This is a genomic window from Variovorax sp. JS1663, from assembly GCF_002157355.1.
Taxonomy (GTDB): domain Bacteria; phylum Pseudomonadota; class Gammaproteobacteria; order Burkholderiales; family Burkholderiaceae_C; genus Variovorax.
The window spans coordinates 22,369-38,851 of sequence record NZ_LYMK01000055.1 but is presented as its reverse complement, the minus strand read 5'-3'; the positions used below and the strand labels follow the sequence as shown (position 1 = coordinate 38,851).

At 64.6% G+C, this 16,483-nt stretch carries 19 protein-coding genes and 1 tRNA gene; 3 read left to right on the top strand and 17 right to left on the bottom strand.

Going from position 1 to position 16,483, the window contains the following annotated elements:
• Positions 1-106: 106 nt before the first annotated feature.
• Positions 107-1,267, top strand: coding sequence for an FRG domain-containing protein (locus A8M77_RS30425; RefSeq protein WP_086925206.1), 1,161 nt, complete (start codon positions 107-109; stop codon positions 1,265-1,267).
• Between the two features lie 508 nt (positions 1,268-1,775).
• On the opposite strand, the gene A8M77_RS30415 is transcribed toward A8M77_RS30425, so the two are convergent.
• The 10 genes from A8M77_RS30415 to A8M77_RS30380 form a co-directional block, all read right to left on the bottom strand.
• Positions 1,776-2,474, bottom strand: coding sequence for a hypothetical protein (locus A8M77_RS30415; protein WP_086925204.1), 699 nt, complete (start codon positions 2,472-2,474; stop codon positions 1,776-1,778).
• On the bottom strand, positions 2,471-2,758 hold the full coding sequence (locus A8M77_RS30410; protein WP_086925203.1) for a hypothetical protein: 288 nt from the start codon (positions 2,756-2,758) through the stop codon (positions 2,471-2,473). Before A8M77_RS30410 ends, A8M77_RS30415 begins: the two co-directional genes overlap by 4 nt.
• A gap of 16 nt (positions 2,759-2,774) precedes the next feature.
• Complete coding sequence (locus tag A8M77_RS30405) at positions 2,775-3,227, bottom strand: hypothetical protein (protein WP_143694825.1); 453 nt, start codon at positions 3,225-3,227, stop codon at positions 2,775-2,777.
• 5 nt (positions 3,228-3,232) lie between these two features.
• The gene (locus A8M77_RS30400) at positions 3,233-3,835 is read right to left on the bottom strand and encodes a hypothetical protein (RefSeq protein ID WP_143694824.1); all 603 of its coding nucleotides are present in this window, start codon (positions 3,833-3,835) and stop codon (positions 3,233-3,235) included.
• A 186-nt stretch (positions 3,836-4,021) separates the two neighbouring features.
• The gene (locus tag A8M77_RS35665) at positions 4,022-4,228 is read right to left on the bottom strand and encodes a hypothetical protein (RefSeq protein ID WP_143694823.1); all 207 of its coding nucleotides are present in this window, start codon (positions 4,226-4,228) and stop codon (positions 4,022-4,024) included.
• A gap of 74 nt (positions 4,229-4,302) precedes the next feature.
• The gene (locus A8M77_RS30395; protein WP_086925200.1) at positions 4,303-4,680 is read right to left on the bottom strand and encodes a hypothetical protein; all 378 of its coding nucleotides are present in this window, start codon (positions 4,678-4,680) and stop codon (positions 4,303-4,305) included.
• Positions 4,677-5,171 carry a hypothetical protein gene (locus tag A8M77_RS30390; protein ID WP_086925199.1) on the bottom strand — a complete coding sequence of 165 codons (495 nt, stop codon included), beginning with the start codon at positions 5,169-5,171 and terminating at the stop codon, positions 4,677-4,679. The genes A8M77_RS30395 and A8M77_RS30390 overlap by 4 nt, the downstream gene beginning before the upstream one ends.
• Before the next feature lie 237 nt (positions 5,172-5,408).
• Positions 5,409-5,642 (bottom strand): hypothetical protein, encoded by a 234-nt coding sequence (locus tag A8M77_RS35660; protein ID WP_143694822.1) that lies wholly within the window; start codon positions 5,640-5,642, stop codon positions 5,409-5,411.
• 429 nt (positions 5,643-6,071) lie between these two features.
• Positions 6,072-6,593 (bottom strand): hypothetical protein, encoded by a 522-nt coding sequence (locus tag A8M77_RS30385; protein WP_086925198.1) that lies wholly within the window; start codon positions 6,591-6,593, stop codon positions 6,072-6,074.
• A gap of 205 nt (positions 6,594-6,798) precedes the next feature.
• Positions 6,799-7,395, bottom strand: coding sequence for a hypothetical protein (locus tag A8M77_RS30380; protein ID WP_086925197.1), 597 nt, complete (start codon positions 7,393-7,395; stop codon positions 6,799-6,801).
• 239 nt (positions 7,396-7,634) lie between these two features.
• Between A8M77_RS30380 and A8M77_RS30375 the strand changes: the two genes are divergently transcribed.
• Positions 7,635-7,829 (top strand): hypothetical protein, encoded by a 195-nt coding sequence (locus A8M77_RS30375; RefSeq protein WP_143694821.1) that lies wholly within the window; start codon positions 7,635-7,637, stop codon positions 7,827-7,829.
• A gap of 538 nt (positions 7,830-8,367) precedes the next feature.
• Positions 8,368-8,592 carry a hypothetical protein gene (locus A8M77_RS30365; RefSeq protein WP_086925194.1) on the top strand — a complete coding sequence of 75 codons (225 nt, stop codon included), beginning with the start codon at positions 8,368-8,370 and terminating at the stop codon, positions 8,590-8,592.
• Here A8M77_RS30365 and A8M77_RS30360 read toward each other — a convergent pair.
• From A8M77_RS30360 to A8M77_RS30330, 7 genes are all read right to left on the bottom strand, one after another.
• Positions 8,577-8,825: a hypothetical protein gene (locus A8M77_RS30360; RefSeq protein ID WP_143694820.1), complete on the bottom strand. Its 249-nt coding sequence runs from the start codon at positions 8,823-8,825 to the stop codon at positions 8,577-8,579. The two genes, A8M77_RS30365 and A8M77_RS30360, sit on opposite strands and share 16 nt — an antisense overlap.
• A 72-nt stretch (positions 8,826-8,897) precedes the next feature.
• Positions 8,898-11,462: a hypothetical protein gene (locus A8M77_RS30355; protein WP_086925192.1), complete on the bottom strand. Its 2,565-nt coding sequence runs from the start codon at positions 11,460-11,462 to the stop codon at positions 8,898-8,900.
• A gap of 168 nt (positions 11,463-11,630) precedes the next feature.
• Positions 11,631-11,819 (bottom strand): hypothetical protein, encoded by a 189-nt coding sequence (locus tag A8M77_RS30350; protein ID WP_086925191.1) that lies wholly within the window; start codon positions 11,817-11,819, stop codon positions 11,631-11,633.
• A 116-nt stretch (positions 11,820-11,935) separates the two neighbouring features.
• Complete coding sequence (locus A8M77_RS30345; RefSeq protein ID WP_158101028.1) at positions 11,936-13,618, bottom strand: DUF6538 domain-containing protein; 1,683 nt, start codon at positions 13,616-13,618, stop codon at positions 11,936-11,938.
• A gap of 110 nt (positions 13,619-13,728) precedes the next feature.
• Positions 13,729-13,802 (bottom strand) — tRNA-Gly (locus A8M77_RS30340).
• A 72-nt stretch (positions 13,803-13,874) separates the two neighbouring features.
• The gene (locus tag A8M77_RS30335) at positions 13,875-15,065 is read right to left on the bottom strand and encodes a DUF1501 domain-containing protein (RefSeq protein ID WP_192871703.1); all 1,191 of its coding nucleotides are present in this window, start codon (positions 15,063-15,065) and stop codon (positions 13,875-13,877) included.
• A gap of 2 nt (positions 15,066-15,067) precedes the next feature.
• Complete coding sequence (locus A8M77_RS30330) at positions 15,068-16,462, bottom strand: DUF1800 domain-containing protein (RefSeq protein WP_086925188.1); 1,395 nt, start codon at positions 16,460-16,462, stop codon at positions 15,068-15,070.
• Between the last annotated feature and the right edge of the window lie 21 nt (positions 16,463-16,483).

Sequence of the window (16,483 nt, the reverse complement as noted above, 5' to 3'; positions counted from 1 at the left end):
GGTAGGGGATAGGTCACGGATTCTTGGGATATTTTTGAGCCGGCCCCTCAGCACCTCGCATCGTGCGGACCTAACTCTATGATCGCTCCCCACAACTGGAGGGGCGATGACATTGCAGCAGTTTGGCAGTATTCAGACGCCAGAGGGGCAGTTGGTCTCAATGGTTTGCATGGATGCTGACCGCCCGAATGAGGCGGTGTTCCATTGGTGGGCCGAGGACGGATCGAATCCGCAAGGGGCGCTCGTTAGATTGGACTGGACTTCTTCCGATGAAGCCCAAATGGTCCCTTCCCTTTTGTATGGTCCGCACCCAGGGAATGGGGAAATTTTTACGCCCGTGCTGACCGATGAACAGTGGGCGCACTTTCAGGGTTTCAGCGGTCGTCTCCGACGCCTAAAGAACGGCGCGTTCCGGGGCGAGTGGAAGCACAAAGGCGGCACAGAGGGGAAGTTCGCTTACTCGGCAGCTTCGGGAGATGAACGCGTCGATGCTACAAAGTGCGCGAACTGGGATGAATTCAAATCGTGGGTCGCTACTAGCAGGGCCGACCTGGATGCCGTCCACTATCGCGGGCATGGCAGCAGTCACTTTCGGCTCGCGACGACCTTCCATCGCGCCGGTCGCACGCGAATTGAGCGGTACTGTCGTGAGACGCTTCCACAGTTTCGCATGCACGCGGAGGCGGTCCTCGGAGCACGCATTGATATGGGCAATCCTGATGACTACTCAATGCTACTCGGCCTTGCGCAGCATCACGGGCTGCCAACACCTTTGCTTGACTGGACAAACTCGCCGTACATCGCAGCCTTCTTTGCGTTCTCAGACGCTCTCGAAATGGGCGGCACTCGTCCAGGAACTACACACGTAAGAATCTACGCATTGGCTCGCGAATTCACGGCACGATGGTCCCCGAACGTGGTGGTCCTGCCGTTTGTTACCCCCTACGTCTGCGCACTTTCGATTTCCGGAAGAAACAACCCAAGGCTGTACGCGCAGCAAGGTCAGTTCCTAGTGACAAACGTGGCGGACGTAGAGCGCTATCTGTGCATCGCGCAAAAGAAGAACTCCCCAAAACCAATTTTGGCGGCTGCGGACGTTCCAGTAACTTGCGCACCAACTGCGCTTGAGGACCTTGCCTTTATGGGCTTGACCGCGGCGACGATGTTCCCAGGTCTGGACGGGGTTTCGCGAATGCTGAGGCATGAGATGGCCTTCAAACGGCCGGTCCCTAGAGTCCTATCAAAGCCGGGCGGGGCGTCGAGCTAACGGACTAGCATTCCGGTCGGCTCGGACTCTAGGACGAGTGCGTTTGAAGAGATCACCTTCCAGTTGCCGCGGACATAGCCGCAAGTCTTATCGATACGCACTAGGCATGGCGACCAAGGGGCAGGACCATCCACCGAATGCCACATAGGCTCCCCAGTCACCGGGCAGAACTCGGGAATGAAGATGTCCTTGGCCTCGATGTCAGACGCACGATGAGCGGCCCTGTCTCGTCGTCGAGCATCGGACGCCATGCGGACCCTTTGGTCCTCCCAGCGATGCTGGCGGTTGTACTCGATGATCTCGGCGCGGCGCTCGACGTTGCGGGCCTTGATGCACGCCTTGCAGCGCGACTGGCATCCCGTGGGGTTCTTAGGATGCGCATAGAACTCGCTGGGGTCCTTGGATTCCCCGCAGCGGGCGCAGCGGACCAACAGGGGCAAGGGGGCGGGTTGGGTCATGGAGTGCATGTGTTCGAGAGGGTTTGCAGATGAGGCCGCACCTAACCCGCTCAGACCCCGGGGACGTGGCACATAGGGATTCGCATGGGGCGGCCGTCATAGATGTCGGCCCACTTAGCGTCGGACCAGTTGGCCCAGACGGACCAGTCGTCAAAGTGTCGCCAGCCCAGAATCACGGAGTCGCCATTGCCGGGCATCTCCAGCGTGTAGCCGAAGGCGGGAATGGTCAGGTCCCCGCTGCTGGCCCAGCGGCCTACCGTGAAGTCAGAAGCCTCGACCCAGGGGCGTCGGCCGGACTGGTCAAGGCCGACCCCTGTTCCGATCTGAATGCGCGTAGAACCCGAGCCACTCGGGAACACATGCTGGACGATGTTCTGAATTCGAGGGAAGCGATAGGCACTGGAGAACGTGAGCCGGCCCTGCTCGTCGAAAATTTCGATACCGACCCCCCCGTCGCCCCAGGAGATTCCCGGGACCTCATTGCTAAATAGGGCGTAGTCGCAGCCTCCGAAGGCGTGAACCCAGAAGCGGTCGTGGAACTGGATGACTCCGCCGACCCAGGCACCTGGGTCGGGCCGCAGCAGGAGCATTGGGCATGACGCGCCATGCGGCGCGTGACCGACCTCCTGGAGGGCGCTGACGCCCCCGGGCCCGCTGAGGCGTCCGCTCTGGACCATGGCCGGGTGCCGCATCTCGGACGTGATTTGCAGCAAGCCCGAGTCATTGAATACTTGAATGCCTGCTGTCATCGTGCCCAGGCCGTCCAGAGAATGGTGGCGCCCTCGAAGGAGCCAACCTGTCCCGTCCGGAACCGAAAGTAGGTTGAAAAAATCTCAATCTGTCCGCCACCAGTGGCGACCACGGTGAAGTCGGCACTATTGGTGAACTCGGGGCTGACGTGGATGTCCGCATAGGCCCCGTTGAACGGGGAGGGCGCGGGGAACGAACCGCTTGCGATGATGCGGCTGAAGCGGTCATTGGTATCGGCGATCAGCTCGCCGTTCGGCGCGAAAACCTGGAGGCCTTGGGGCATTACCGGGTCTCCTTGCTCATGCCGCCACGAAGCGCTTGATGGTCTCGGGGAACAGCGCGAGCGGGTCCTGGATCTTCAGCATGTCGCCGTCCCGGGCATCGCACAACAGTGCGGCCACCAGTAGACCTTCGGTCATCTGCGGCTGCTCATTACGGGACATCGCCCGCACCATACCGTCGTCCAGGTACCAGCGGGCGCGGGTCAGGTTGTGGCCCGCGCGTAGCGTCATGCGCTCGTAATCAGCTTCCCGGATTCGAGCCTTGAGGTGTGGCGCACCCTCCAGCGGAATGATCACGATACCTGCGACCCTTTCGACGCGGTAGGCGGGGTCCATGGGGGCGCGTGTTGGCTTGGCGGCTTTTCGCTCAAGCGCAAGCGCAAGCGTCCGCAGCTTCTCCAGCGCTTGGGCTTGCTTCTTCGTTGGGGCGCGATGGTTGATGATGGTGGGGCGGGAAGACTTTCGGCTCATGTTGCTCAGGTGTTGGTGTTCATCACGGCTATGGCGGCGTGCTGCTCAGCCATGGCCTTGCGGCGGCGCTCCAGTACCAGGGCTGCGGCGTCAGCCATCAGCACCAGGTCAACGTGCGGCCGGGGCATGGGCGCAGCCAAGGCGGGCCGGCACTGGGCCAGGACCCCATAGCGGGCCTGCTCGACCTTGCGGCGTTCAGATAGGTATGCGGCCTTCGCGTCAAGCCGGGCGTGCGTTGAGCGGTCACGCTCCACCATCTCGGCCACCTCGGCCTCTGTGCGGACCTTCGGAGGCGGGCGGTATCCCCTGGACTTCGGCGGGCCCGTGAAGGAGCGTTTGAATTCACGGGCGGCCTGGGCCTTGGCTTGGCCGCGCTCGGCCCTCTGGCGGGCTTTGGTGGCCTTGGCGGCGGCTTTCGCTTCGGCCTTGGCCTGGGCGTTCGCTGCGGCTTGCGCGATGCGCTGGGCGCGGTACTCGGCCAAGGTCCGCCTGGGCGGCTTTGCGGCCCTTGATGCCATGGCTGCTCGCTGCGATGGCTTCAGGTAGTCCGTGGGCTTCAGGTCAGCCAACGTGGGCACGTCGATGACGTAACCCTTCAGGCTCGTCATCGGCCCGCGCTCGTGGTCTTTGCAGTCCTCGCATGCCATGCAGGCCGCGCAGCAGTATCGTGATGCCATGCTTTCTCCGGGACGCCGGATCGGCCGGGTTGGGTAAGACCGTCCGACACCAGTGTCGGATCGGACTCCCAGCAGTGCTGGGCTCCCCGCTACAAAGCGGCGGGGTTCGCGAGGCGATCAGTTCGCGAGACGATGCGCCACGAGGGTAGAGCCTGCGGGCAACGCTGCGCCCACGTCCACGCTCGTGGAAGCGTGCGTGTAGCGCTCGTTTGCGTCGCAGAGCCATGCGGGACTCGTGGGGGCAGGGTCGCCGGATTCGAGCCGGGCAACAACGATCTTGTTGCCGTTGGTGTTGCGAACAAAGTAGGTGAATGGTGCGGCCATTTGGTGGTCTGCTTTCTGTCTGAGATTCGCCGGCTACCGGCCGGCATCGGATGCGCTGGTGGCGCTACAAGGCGTCAGCCGCTGAAGAATCCGCGTGGCGTGATGGAGGGCAGACCGAAGACGTTAGAGGCAGGTACATCGAAGTCCACGCCACCGGTCTTGTTCACCTTGCCGTCGAGTTCGCCAATCACGCGGGCATCCACGCGGGCGTCGGTCAGCGATGGGTCGATGAACTTGCCCGCGGGCGCGGCGATCTCTACGCGATCCACGGGGGTCTTCTCCATGAACGCTTCGCGAGCTGCTGCGCGGCCGGCCTCCGTTTCGAGGTGACGGCCGAGACCGCTCTCGAACTCCGCGCGGCGGGCGTCATATTGAGGCTTCAGGCTCGCGTACAGGACATGTGGAATCAGCCGGCCACTACCGTCCGGGTGCGGCATCAGGAGGTCGGTCATACGCGGACCCCCCTGCTAGCCCGGTCAAGTTTGCTGCGGACCTCGGCGGCCAGCCACAACTCAGTTGCTCGCTCGGTGTCGGCGTCAGGTGCGCGGGTCGCGAACACCAGGAACATGCCTAGGCCGCTTTCCAGTTCACCGACGATCTGACGGAGGACCTTGATGTCTTCATCAATCGGGCCGGTGCCGGCGAAGTCCTGGGCGATGCGTTGCACCACGCCGTACTTTGAGAAGCCCAAGCGCTTGTCCAGGGACGGCGGTACGTCCGTGTGCTTGAAGTCCTGCGGGATGAGCGGGATGACCTCAAACAGCTTGGCGGCAGCTTGGTCTCGCGTCAAACGGAACTCAGCGATGCTCACTGCGACTTCTTTCAGTGCAGCCACGAACTTGGCTTGGTCCTGGAAGCGCGTGACTTCCTTGCTGGGGAGGTAGTGGCCGAACGGGCCACAGTCCACGAAGTTGACCGTGATGGTCTTTGATTTGGTTGTCATGGGTGTTGGATGGTTGCCGGTGTCCGACCGGGAGCGGGACAGCGTGGAGCGCTCTGCGGGCTCTACTGCAAGGGAAGGGATGAGGTGTGCGAAGAAAGCCCCGGACCATTGGCGGCCCGGGGAAAGAGAGAACCACTTCGCAACACCCGCGAGACGCGGACGCATCTCTTTGGGTTTGGTCCGGACACGCCGGAGGGCGTCTCGAATTGGGAACTGTCGGACGGTGCGACGGTTGGGTCAGGCGGCGGCCTGGGCTGTTACTTGCGCCTGCGCGGTAGCCAGGGCTTCAGCGGCGAGTGCGAATTGCACTCGCGCGAGGCAGAGGCGGCCTTCAGGGGTCTCGGCCAACTTGGCGCGGGCTTCGGCAGCCACAAGACGATTGAAGGCAGATTGCGAGAACTTCGGTTTGGTTCGAGTCTTGAGCATATTGGACGGCGCTTCGCAGCGATGGTCGTAGACGGGATCATTCAATGACAGGCCCGAGGAAGGGTCACAGCACCGCCCCTTAGGTGACGCTGGTTCACCTACTGGGGTACTACGTACCTCTATCCACTTGCCTGCTACCAGGATGCACGGGGAATACATGGACTGTCCCAGAGCTGTCCTGCTCACTGGGCCTCTCCATGGTCAGAGCCTTAATCGCTCTATACCTTGGGCCTCTATCGTTATCCCCACATTTGATCGAACCCCTCTGGAACCCAGCATCCATGCGGGTTCCAACAGGGTCGCTGGTTAAGCTAAGTTCTGGAGGGCCGTTCGGGGACCGAAACTCCGGGACCAGTTCGCGACCAACAGTCTTCCGCTGACAGCGACGCATAGGGTCCTTCGTTATCCCCACTCTTTATCGAACCTTGCGGAAGCCCAATACCCATGCGGGTTTCCAGAGGGGCGCGAGTTAAGCTAAGTCTCAGCTAGCGTATCCGAGCGGGCGTCTTCCAGGTCGCGGCCCTCTCTGAGCCAGTCGCGCAGCGCCCCAGTCCAGAAGCAAACTGCTAAGTAGTGATGCCAGCGCATCCCTCGGGAGTTTCCTGCCTTCTCAAGCCATGCCGAGCACTGCTCAGTGGTCCAGTTCAGGTGCGCCAGAGTCCACTGCGCCAGGATGACGACATTGCCGGGCACATAGCCATCCTCGGACTTCACGGGGACGACGACCATCCCGTTGCCCCACGTCGTATCAATGGTGCGCTGAAGTCGCGCACCGGATACCGGGCACTTGTGCGGGATCACCAGGTCTTCCGGCTTCAGGTCAAACGGAACTTCAGCGGCCTCAGCGGCGACGCGGGCACGGATCAGCAGAACCTTCCGTAGATCGGCGTCGGCCATGTGGCGCGGGGTCAGCAGCAGCTTGCGCACCTCGACACGCTTGCCGCGCCGGTAGGCCACGGTCGTATTGCGGGCTTGCCGCACGTTCTCGCGCTTCATCTGCTCATGTCGAGGAAGCGCCCAGTTCTCGACTAACGATTCCTCGGAGCGCTTCACGGCCTGGGCTTGGCACGCGCGGCAATTGGTCTGCAAGCCTGTGGAGCGGGTCTTGTGGGGACTGAAGGATTCGCGAGGTAGCCAATGGTCTCCACGGCTACACCATTCGTGGTCCTGGGGGACCTCGGCGGGGCGCGGCGGACGCCGTCTACGGGTAGTGGTGGGCATGGGTATGTGGTTTTTGGGAGGAGGTGTGGGACGGCTTCCGCGTCTGAACGCGGCGGCTACGGTCGTCACCCTCCGTCGAGTTATTCGTGTCATTGGCGTGTTCGATCAGCATTCGCACTAGTGACTCCTCCCGCGCAATGGTGGCCGGGCTCTGGCCCTCACGAATCCGCGCTGCCTTCAGTTCCTCTACGACCTCTGCGGTCAACTCGCGAATCGTCATGTTGATCGGCAGACCGTATCGACCGCTGGTGCACTCAGTCCAGGTCTCGCCCACGAGGCGCATCTCGCGTCCGAACAGCTTGCGTATGCGACTCACGTTGTTCTTATGGTCCTTGAGTGCTGAAGCGGAGCGTGCGAGCCATGATTCGGCGACATCCCAAATACGTCTGGACTGGAATGCATTGACCGCATCAACCTCGCGCTTCGCGGCGGCGTGCTCCAGTTCAGCCCGGACTTGGGCTTCGACGGTCAGTGCTTCTGATCTATCGGTAGTCTTGGTGCTGGCGCGATAACGCTCGCCTGCCACCTTGAACTCGTAGTACCAGACTCCGTACGCTTGTCTTTGATACAGGGACATGTTGGGCGTGTTGATTAATCAGCCAGTGTCCGCTGCGGGGGACTCTGTGTGAATCATGATGTCGGACAGGTTGTCCGATGGCCCCAACACGCGATTACGACGAAGGACAGGCCGTTCAGCTCAGCGGGTGTGGAGACTTTTGTGGGGGCGGCTTTTTCTTGTGATGTGGCGCCGGTACCACGCGAGACCGCAGAACCTTAGGGTTCCGCGAGATCGGATAGGCCGCTACGATGTCAGACATGGACGAACGAACAGGCCGCATAGTGGACGCCGAGATTGCGAACCTCATCGGCGAGACGGCGAGACTCAACGCGCAAGCCGCGAAGCTCCACAAGGTGCCCTTTTGGCCGCCTGTCTGGATCGCGGCTGGCCTGATGGCTGCCGGTGCGGCTTTCTTCGTCGCGTTGACCAAGTTGCTCGGCCCCCTCGTCTGAACCCGCACGCGCAGCGCGGAAGTCTGCCGTCATCTACCCGACTGCCTCCGCGTAACAGGCACACCAAAAGCAATGCGATGTATTGCCCCTGTGCCGGGCCTCCGTGAGCTTGTACGTGATCCTGACGAGGCCCAGATGATCCACGTCAATCTCGGCCTGCATCTGCTCCGGCTGACCCTTCGCGGCCGTCGGTAGGCCCTGCGCTCCCCGCGCAACGTCGGCTCCGGGAATCTTCGCGAGGATGCCGTTTGACGGAAATGGTGAGGGCTGCCGGCTTCGCTCGGGCTCTGGTTCTTCTAGTGGCTTCAGCCACTCTATGGCGGCCCTTGTGGGCGGGAGGGTCCTCAGGGATTCGTCGGCCCATAGGTCGTTCGCAACGTCCTCAAGGACCTCAGGATCAATCGTCCGCCAGCGTCTCTGAAGCTGGTGGGCGCAGGCGGCGAGCCATTCCGAGCGGTCCATGGAGATACTGTAATTTCATCCAGTATTCCTGTCCAGTCTCGGCGACAATTGCAAAGCCAGCACCGATAGCGTCCGTATGCCCGACTTCTACAGCCACGTCAGCTTCGGTCCCGACCAGCAACGGGAAATCGATGCACTAAGGGAGATCGCGCGAACGTATGGAGCCGTCTGCACGCTCGAACCCGACCAAGACGGGATCGGCGTGACACTTACCGCGCCCGACAACAGCCTAGCTGCGTTGGCGCTGATTCTCGGCAGGCGGTACTACTGGCACCTGGGGGATGGTCAAGGAAGTGCGTAGGCCGCCGCGATTGACTGGCTGATCTTTTTCATTTGCTCTGCGGCATCACCCACAGCCACTAAGTACTCAAGCGCCACCCCCTCGTAGGCGATTCGGGTCTCGTTGCTCGTTTCGGAGTGCGCTGGGCAAAGCGAGGACGCAGCCAGCATGCGGGTTGCCTCAAGTTTTTCCCTGAGAGCCACGATGTGCGGCAGGTCCATGACAGTAAGGTGATGATCGATTTTCGGGTTCATACGGCTGGTTGAATGTGCTGCCCGCCGAAGCGGGCTTCATGGTTGATTGATGTGGGGATTGCCCCGAGGCGACTACCGTTTCTCCAGGCCTTTCCAGCGCTCTCGGACGATCGGTTTCGTCTCGAACTGCACGGGTCGGGTCGGCGTCTTGATGTTGGCAATGGCGTCCTCGCGATCCTTCAGCAATGCGGCGAACAGCTCCTCGCCGCTCACGCGCAGGCGGTAGCCGTACTGCACGCGGAAGACACCGCCAGCGCCCTCCAGCGGGAAGAACCCCTTGGGTAGCTTGGCTGACAGGAGGTCCGCAGCGGCCTTGCGGTCCCTGGGGATCTCTACTTCCTCGGCCTTACCCTTGGAATCGCGGAAGACAACCTTGGTCCCGGGCATCAGCATCAGCGGCTCGCCTCCGGGCTTCATTACTGGATGCAGGCCAGTTTTGGCGTCAGGCGGAAGCAAGTAGATCGACTCGGCATTGCCTGTGAAGCGGTCCCAGTCTCCCGGCCCCGTCACATGGTCTCCAAGGAAGCCCGGGAGCGCTACGTGGATCGCCTTGCGGTCGGTCTTCATGAACGTCTCCAGTGGGTCCTCGATCTTCCCCCCGACGATCATCCGAGCACCCGAATAGACGGCAACGCCGTTGTGTCGGGCTACCGGGTTATCCGGTGTCCGGCCACGACCACCGTAGGGGTCGCGCACGAGGGACATGGTGTTCCCTTGGATCGCCAGGGGGACGAAGGACTGCGCGGTCTTCTTCACGGCGAAGTCGATGGCCGCGTTCAGGTCGGGCTTGGTGCCGCCCTTGAGCGTGCGGGCCTGCTCGCGCAGATGGTCCGCGATGCTCAGGTTCAGCGACTTCAGCGCAGCGCCCGAGATGTTGGTGTTCAGCTCGCCGAACCAGTCGTCGCGGCCGATCCGTTCCTTGAGGCGCTCGCCGGCCCGGGCCTGGATGTCGTTGTCGATCTCCGTGGACTTGCGCTCGGGGTCCTTCAGGAGCTTGGGGAAGTTCACGTATCCCGAGGACTGTTCCTTCGCCATCTCGTCCTCCACGTCCTTGTCGGACACGGTGGCGCGGACGGCGGTCTCGATGTCGCGCGTGGCGGCCATGCGGCGGATCACGTCGAAGCGAGCTTGCTCCTTGTCGCCCAGGAGCCCCTTGAGCATCAGGTCGGCGTTGGGTCCGTTCGAGACCTCGTTCAGGAGGTGTACGGCCTTGATGGTCTCGCCCACGTCGGAGCCCATGAGGCCCGCGGTGATGATCCCCTTGGTCGTGTCGTCCACCTGATATGCGAACGCCTGCTGTTCCTTCGGGGACGCAAGCATGCGGCCGTATTCCTTGGCGGACTCAACGTCAGCCAGGGGCTGCGGGAGGCCCGCGGCGGTCGCCGTGCGGTTCAGGTTCGGGAACCGCGACTGATTCATCTTGACCCACTCGGCCGAGGCGGCGACGTAGTTACCCTTGATCTCGGCTGAGACCTCGACTCCCGCCTCGTTAACAGACTGGCGGAGGTCAGGAGTCGCGTGCTGGCCGAGGAGGGTGTTCAGGATCGTGTTGACCTTGGCCTTCTTCTGCATGGCCTCCTTGAACGCACCATTTTTCAGCCAGGGGAATGCGTCTTGACCAACTCCATGGTTGCTGTCGATGACCTTGGCCTTGTGCATGAAGCCGAGGTATTCCTCGGCGGGCATGACTAGGCCGGCGTTGTGATACTCGGCCGCGCGGGCTGTGTACGAACCGTTCAGCCCCTGGACTTCCTCGCCAGCCTTGAACGACTTGATGCGATTGGTCTGGTGGAACGCCTTCTCCGTCAGTCGGAGATAGCTGTCTGGATTGCGCTGGGCATATCCCGACTCGCGCAGGGCGGCCAGGGTGGACATGGCGTGGCCGTCGTTCTGGATGGCGTTGCCGAGGGCGGCCTCGAACATCTTGTCGGCGGCCAGGATGTTGCCCTTCGCGAGGCTCAGGAACTGGCCGTGCCATGCATCCGTTTGCCCCGTGGTCACGCCCTTTTGCGACAGCATCTTGCCGGTGATGTCGTTCGTGATCGTCTGCGCGATGTTGGACTCGGCGGTCTGCGCGACGATCTCACGCTTCTGGGCCACCAGGGCGTCGGCCCTCTGCTTCGCGGCCCAGACCATGCGACCGTCCACAGCAGCGTCGCCCGTGCCGGGACCGATCTGGTCTTTCAGGTAATCCGTCGCGAACTGCTTGGGGTCCACGGAGCCGTCGTTGGGCACGTCGCGCAGCTTGACCGCGAGGTCCTGCGCCAGGGCGTTGGCCGTGCTGTCGGCCACCGCGGTGTCGTAGGCCCCCTTATAGGCTTGGTACTTCGACAGCTCGGTGTCGCGGGTCTTGCCCTGGGCCTGATCCGCGAGGCCCTGCTGGGCCCGGGCTTGGTTCTGGCGCTCGATCTCCACGAGGTCTTCGTGGTGCTCGATCTCGCTGATTTGCTGCGCGGTCTTCGCGGCGGTCCCGAAGAACCCACTGAGGGCTGAGCCGATGGCGCCGAGCGCGGAGCCTTGGCCCTGGACCTGTGCGGCGACAGCCTGGGCCTGATCGGTTCGGATGCGGGCCTCGGGGTTGCCCTCTGGGGCCCTGGGGCCGCCTATGTTGAAACTGCGTTCGCGTTGTCCACTCATGGGTGTCTTTCGGCTGATTGGTTAAAGGGTGTTGGAAGTGGCGCGGCTACCGTCAGACGCTCTGACACTGGGGCCGCTTGGGGGACGTAGGCATGCGGCGGCGGTTCCTGAACTGTTCAGGAACCCTCGGCGTTGTTGAGAGGCCCCGTGACGTGGGGCCGGCCGGCATCAGTTGGCGTTCTCGTAGTCGCTCACGTCAATGCCAGCTTCGCGGGCGTGTTTCAGCGCAAGGTCTCGCGCATCTTCGGGCTTCGAGTGATCGACCGTGAAAGGCAAGATGACCTTGAGAGCGTTGAGGCCCACGCGCGGGATCAGGGTGACCTCGGAGCGGCCGTTGGGGTATTCGTTCTTGATCATGTGTAGGTGTTGCGGGGTGGTTGTTGAGGGCGCCCGCGACGTGGGCGCGGGCTCGGGATGCGTGCGTGCAGCGGCGCGACCCGATGCCTCGGGCCGGCTCGTTCGCTGCGGATTGATTACTCGGCGCTGTAGACGCGGGAGAGCGTCAGGCCGGGGTAGGTGATGCTGTCGATGACCAGTTTCAGTTTCTCGACGGGATGCTGGGTGTACCGCTTGGCCCCTTCGGACCCCGTGGATTCATGGCCGACGCACTGGTCGATGGCGGTCTCAGGCCAAGCTGGCGTGACTCCGCGGATTGCCGAGATGGCGGTGTGTCTGAACGAATGGAAGTCGAGCAGGGGCTGGCCGAATCCCTGTTCCTTGCGGAATGACCGATGCCAGTCGCTGAAGAACGTTGAACCGTCACGGCTGGGCTGTTCGTTCAGGTCCCACAGCGATGCCTTGTCGGCGCGGCGGGCCACAACGTAGTCCAGCAATCCCAGCCGCACAAGCTCAGCGTGAACGGGAACAGTGCGTTCGCCCGCCACAGTCTTCGACTTGCGAATCTCGAAGACGGGCACCCCGTTGCGGACGCTGAAGTCGCCCGGGGCCAGCCCGGCGATCTCGTGCAGCCGTGCGCCACTGTAGATCGCGATGACTTGGAACCAGTAGGCCGCATCGGCTCCGGCATTCTTGTGCTCAGGAAGCACGTATGCAGTGAACAGGTCCGACGCGAACAGCTTGCCAAGCTGCTCCACGCTCCAGGCTTCGCGCTTGGCCTTCGTGCCTGTCGGGGCCGTCGTGCCGTTCCAGGGGTTCGCATCGATCAAGGCAAGCTCATGGGCCGCGAAGCGGAGGATGGAGACCACGCAGTGCCAGTGCTTGCCAGCGGTCTGTCCACTGAAGCCCCGCGAGGGCTCCTGCAGGTAGCGCTTGAACGCGAGCCCGGAATGGCGCGTGATGTCGTGCAACTTCACCGACTGGCCCGAAGCCTTCAGGAGCCCCAGGGCCCGCTGAACCTTGTTGATGGCGTCTTGCTTCTTGGGACCGACTTTGGCCCATTCGTCAGCGACATCGAACAGGGTCATGGCACCATTTTTTCGGGGCGCTGTGTCGGACGGTACGACAGTAGGGGCGGCGGGTTCAGGGGGGGTCTCTACGGGTTCCCCGAAGGACCGCTTGGCGGCTTCCAGCCACGTCGCAACGATGGTGCGCAGGATGCGAACAAGCGCGGCGCGGTGCGTGGGCACGCTCCAGTCCACATGGAACCCCAGGGCCTTGGTCTCGTCATCGGCGTAGCTCTGCGCCAAATCCAGTCGACCGAACATCAGTTCCTTGCTCAGACCCCCAGCCAGCAGCGCCTCAATCTGCCTCAGCCGTTCCAGCTTCGATGGCGTCATCCCGACCTCGGGATGCATGAGGTACTCGGGGAACGCATCAGGCGCGAAAACCCGTATGGGAGGCGCGATGGCCTCCATGGTCATCAGGAATCCGTGCAGTTTCGCCGGGTTGAACCGGGTGGCGTCATCGGTTGACAGGATGCGCCACTTGATGCGCTCGACCAGCATGCCTTCAAGATCGGGCGTCAGGTTGTGCAGGACCGTGGGATTCAGTGTGCGGCGATGGGCAGCGAAGTCCGCCTCGACCTTCGCCAGCAGGCGGGCGCAGGCTTCGCGAGCCTCGGAGGTGTTGGCGGTCCCCAAGCTCTGCCGGATGTCGGCCTTGCCGTAGACGGTCAGCAGGTCAGCGGGGACTCGGATTCGGAACTGCCAGACGCCGGAATCGGCGCGGCGCTGCATGTGCGGTAGACGCTTGGTCATGACGGGGACTCTCGGACACATTGAAGACTTGTGTCACGGTCACCGGTCACGGTCCTCTCTCGGAAAGCCTAGATTCTACGGGCTTCCCCAGCGTAGCGAGCGCTAGGACTTGGAGCGGGCGAAGGGAATCGAACCCTCGTATGAAGCTTGGGAAGCTGCCGTTCTGCCATTGAACTACACCCGCAGCGGCTGCGGATTCTACCTGCAGTCCCGGGCGGTGTTCCGCAAAACAAGCCGGATGTCGGGTGAGGCACGCTCACGCACGCAGCAGGCGCGGCAGCCCGCGTACGCCAGGCCCGGCCGCGCTATCCGCCCCGTTCGGAAACAGCACCCGGCCCAGCCGCTGTGGCTCGATGCCGAAGCATTCGCCGGCCGCCGCGGCGATCAGCGCGTCGAGCCGCGTGGTCGGGCGCAGGTCGCGGCCCTCGTGCAGGTCGGCAGCCCGCAGGCCCGGCCAGTCGGCCAGGATGCGGCCGCCCTGGACCGCACCACCGAGCAGCATGGCGAGCGCGCCCGTGCCGTGGTCGGTGCCGCCTGTGCCGTTGGCCGCGGCGGTGCGCCCGAACTCGGTGGCGATCAGCACGACCGTGCTCGACCAGGCCGTGCCGAGCGCCTCGCGCAGCGCAAGCACCATCGCGTCGAGGTTGCGCAGCTGTGCGGCCAGCCGTGCGTTCTGCGCGCTGTGCGTGTCCCAGCCGCCGGTCTCGATCATCGCGATGCGGGGGCCGTCGGCGCGCGCGAGGAAGCTGCCGGCGAGTTGCCCGAGCGTCGCACCATCTTGCCGGCGACCGGCGCCGCCGTTCTCCATCGCGGCGCCGCGCGTGTCCATGGCGGAGTTCCACAGCGCATGCAACTGCGCGTCGCCCTGGTAGAGCTGCGCCACGCGCAGCATCAGGTCGTCGCTCGCCTGCGGCAGGCCCGAGGGCGCATAGGAGGCGACCTCAGCCGCTCCGCGCAGCGCCATCGGCACCGTGGGCGCGAAGGCGATGGCCCCCTCGCGGCGATGGCGCGGCAGCTGCGCGACCAGGCGGTTGAGCCAGCCGTCCTTGAGCTGGTAGGGCGAGAGGCCACCGGTCTCCAGCACGTTCTGGCCGTCGAAGTGAGAGCGGTCGCGGTAGGGCGAGGCGACGGCATGCACGAACAGGGCTTCCTTCGCCGCATGCAGGCGGGCGGTTTCCGCCAGCGCGGGATGCAGCGCGAAGCTGCCGTCGAGCCGGACCGCGTTGGCAGGCTCCTCGGCCATCGCGCCGCGCAGCCGCGCATAGTCCGGATCGGCGTAGGGCGAGAGGATCGCCAGGCCATCGGCCGCGCCGCGCTGGATGACGAAGACGAAACGGCGCTCGGTCGCGGCCTGCGCGAGGGCGAGCCGTGGCGCCACCAGGACCAGGCCGGCGGCGGCACCGGCCATCTGCAGGAAGGCGCGGCGGTGGGGAAGACGATGGGTCATGGTCATCTCCGGAGGAAGTCGGGGGACACGAGCAGCAGGGCCAGGCCGGTGCTCGCGCTGTCGGCGCGGGCGATGGCGAGCCGCGTGCCTTCGCCGAGCGCGTCGCCCGGCAGCAGCCGCGGCGCGAGCTGGCGCGGGTCGATGGCGTCGCCGGCCTGCGAGGCGATGCGCTGGGCGAGCTCGACCCGACGCACCAGCGCATCGGGCGCGGCCCAACTGGCGGCGATGTCGTCATAGCCGGCCGGCGAACCGGGCCGCCACACCGGCTGGCCAAGCTGCGCGAGCAACGCGGCCGCCTGCGTGCTCTTGAGCTCGCGCCGGCCCAGGGCGCGCATCGACGACACCGTCCAGTCCCAGGGCGTCTTGAACTTGCGGCCCGTGCCTGTCCAGCTTTCGGGGGCGTCGACGAGCACGCGGTACACCGAGGGCAGGTCGCCTCCGCTGCGCTGGAAGGCGACGGCGAGCCGGTCGACCAGGGCGGGCGGCGGGTCGTCGGCGACGAAGTGCCGCGCGAGCTTGGTCGCGATGTGGCGTGCAGTGGCCGGCGCGGCCGCCAGGTCGGCCAGGATGGCACCGGCCTGCTGCTCGCCGGGCTGCGCGTAGCGCCGGCCGAGCACGCTGCGCGCGCCGGGCTCGTGCAGGGCAGGGCGGAAGCGGAAGCCGCCGGGCTCCGGCGCCTCCATCGCGGGATCCGCCGGAGCCGGACCTTCACCGCCCGCCACGCTCCAGCCGGTGAGCGCGCGCGCGAACTCGGTGACGTCGGCCTGCGTGTAGCCGCTGCGCACGCCGAGCGTGTGCAGCTCCAGGATCTCGCGCGCGAGGTTCTCGTTGAGGCCGCGCCGGCGCTGGGGCGCGCGTTCGGCCAGGCGCTGTGCGGCCGGGCTGTCCGGGCCCATCGACTGCGCCTGGTCCAGGTAGACCAGCATCGCGGGGTGGCGCACGGCCGCGGCCAGCAGCGCGTCGAAGCGGCCGAGTACGTGCGGGCGGATGGCCTCGGCTTCGTAGCTGCCGGCCAGCCCGAGCACCAGCGGCTTCTCGACCGAGATCGCGAAATGGTTGGCCCAGAAATGGACCAGCCTTTCGACGAAGGGCGCGGGCGTGTCGAGGGCGCTGGCCAGGCGCGCGTCGACGGCCGCGAGGTAGCCGCTGCGCGCGTCGCGGCGCAGCATCTGCCGTGCGGCCTGCTTGTCCTCGTCCGGCGTGCTGCGAATCGCACGTTGCCGTTCCTGGTAGTCGGCCAGGCGAGCGCCGGTGCCCTGCTGGCCGGACCAGGGCGCGGGCCGTGGCTGGTAGCGCTCGAACTGGACGAGCAGCCAGCGGCGTGGATCGCGCGGCGGCGTCTCGTCGGGGCGGGCGCCGAGCCCGAAGCGGTTGAGGGCGATGGCGTCGGGGTTCATCGTGTTGGGCCTCCGCGGGAA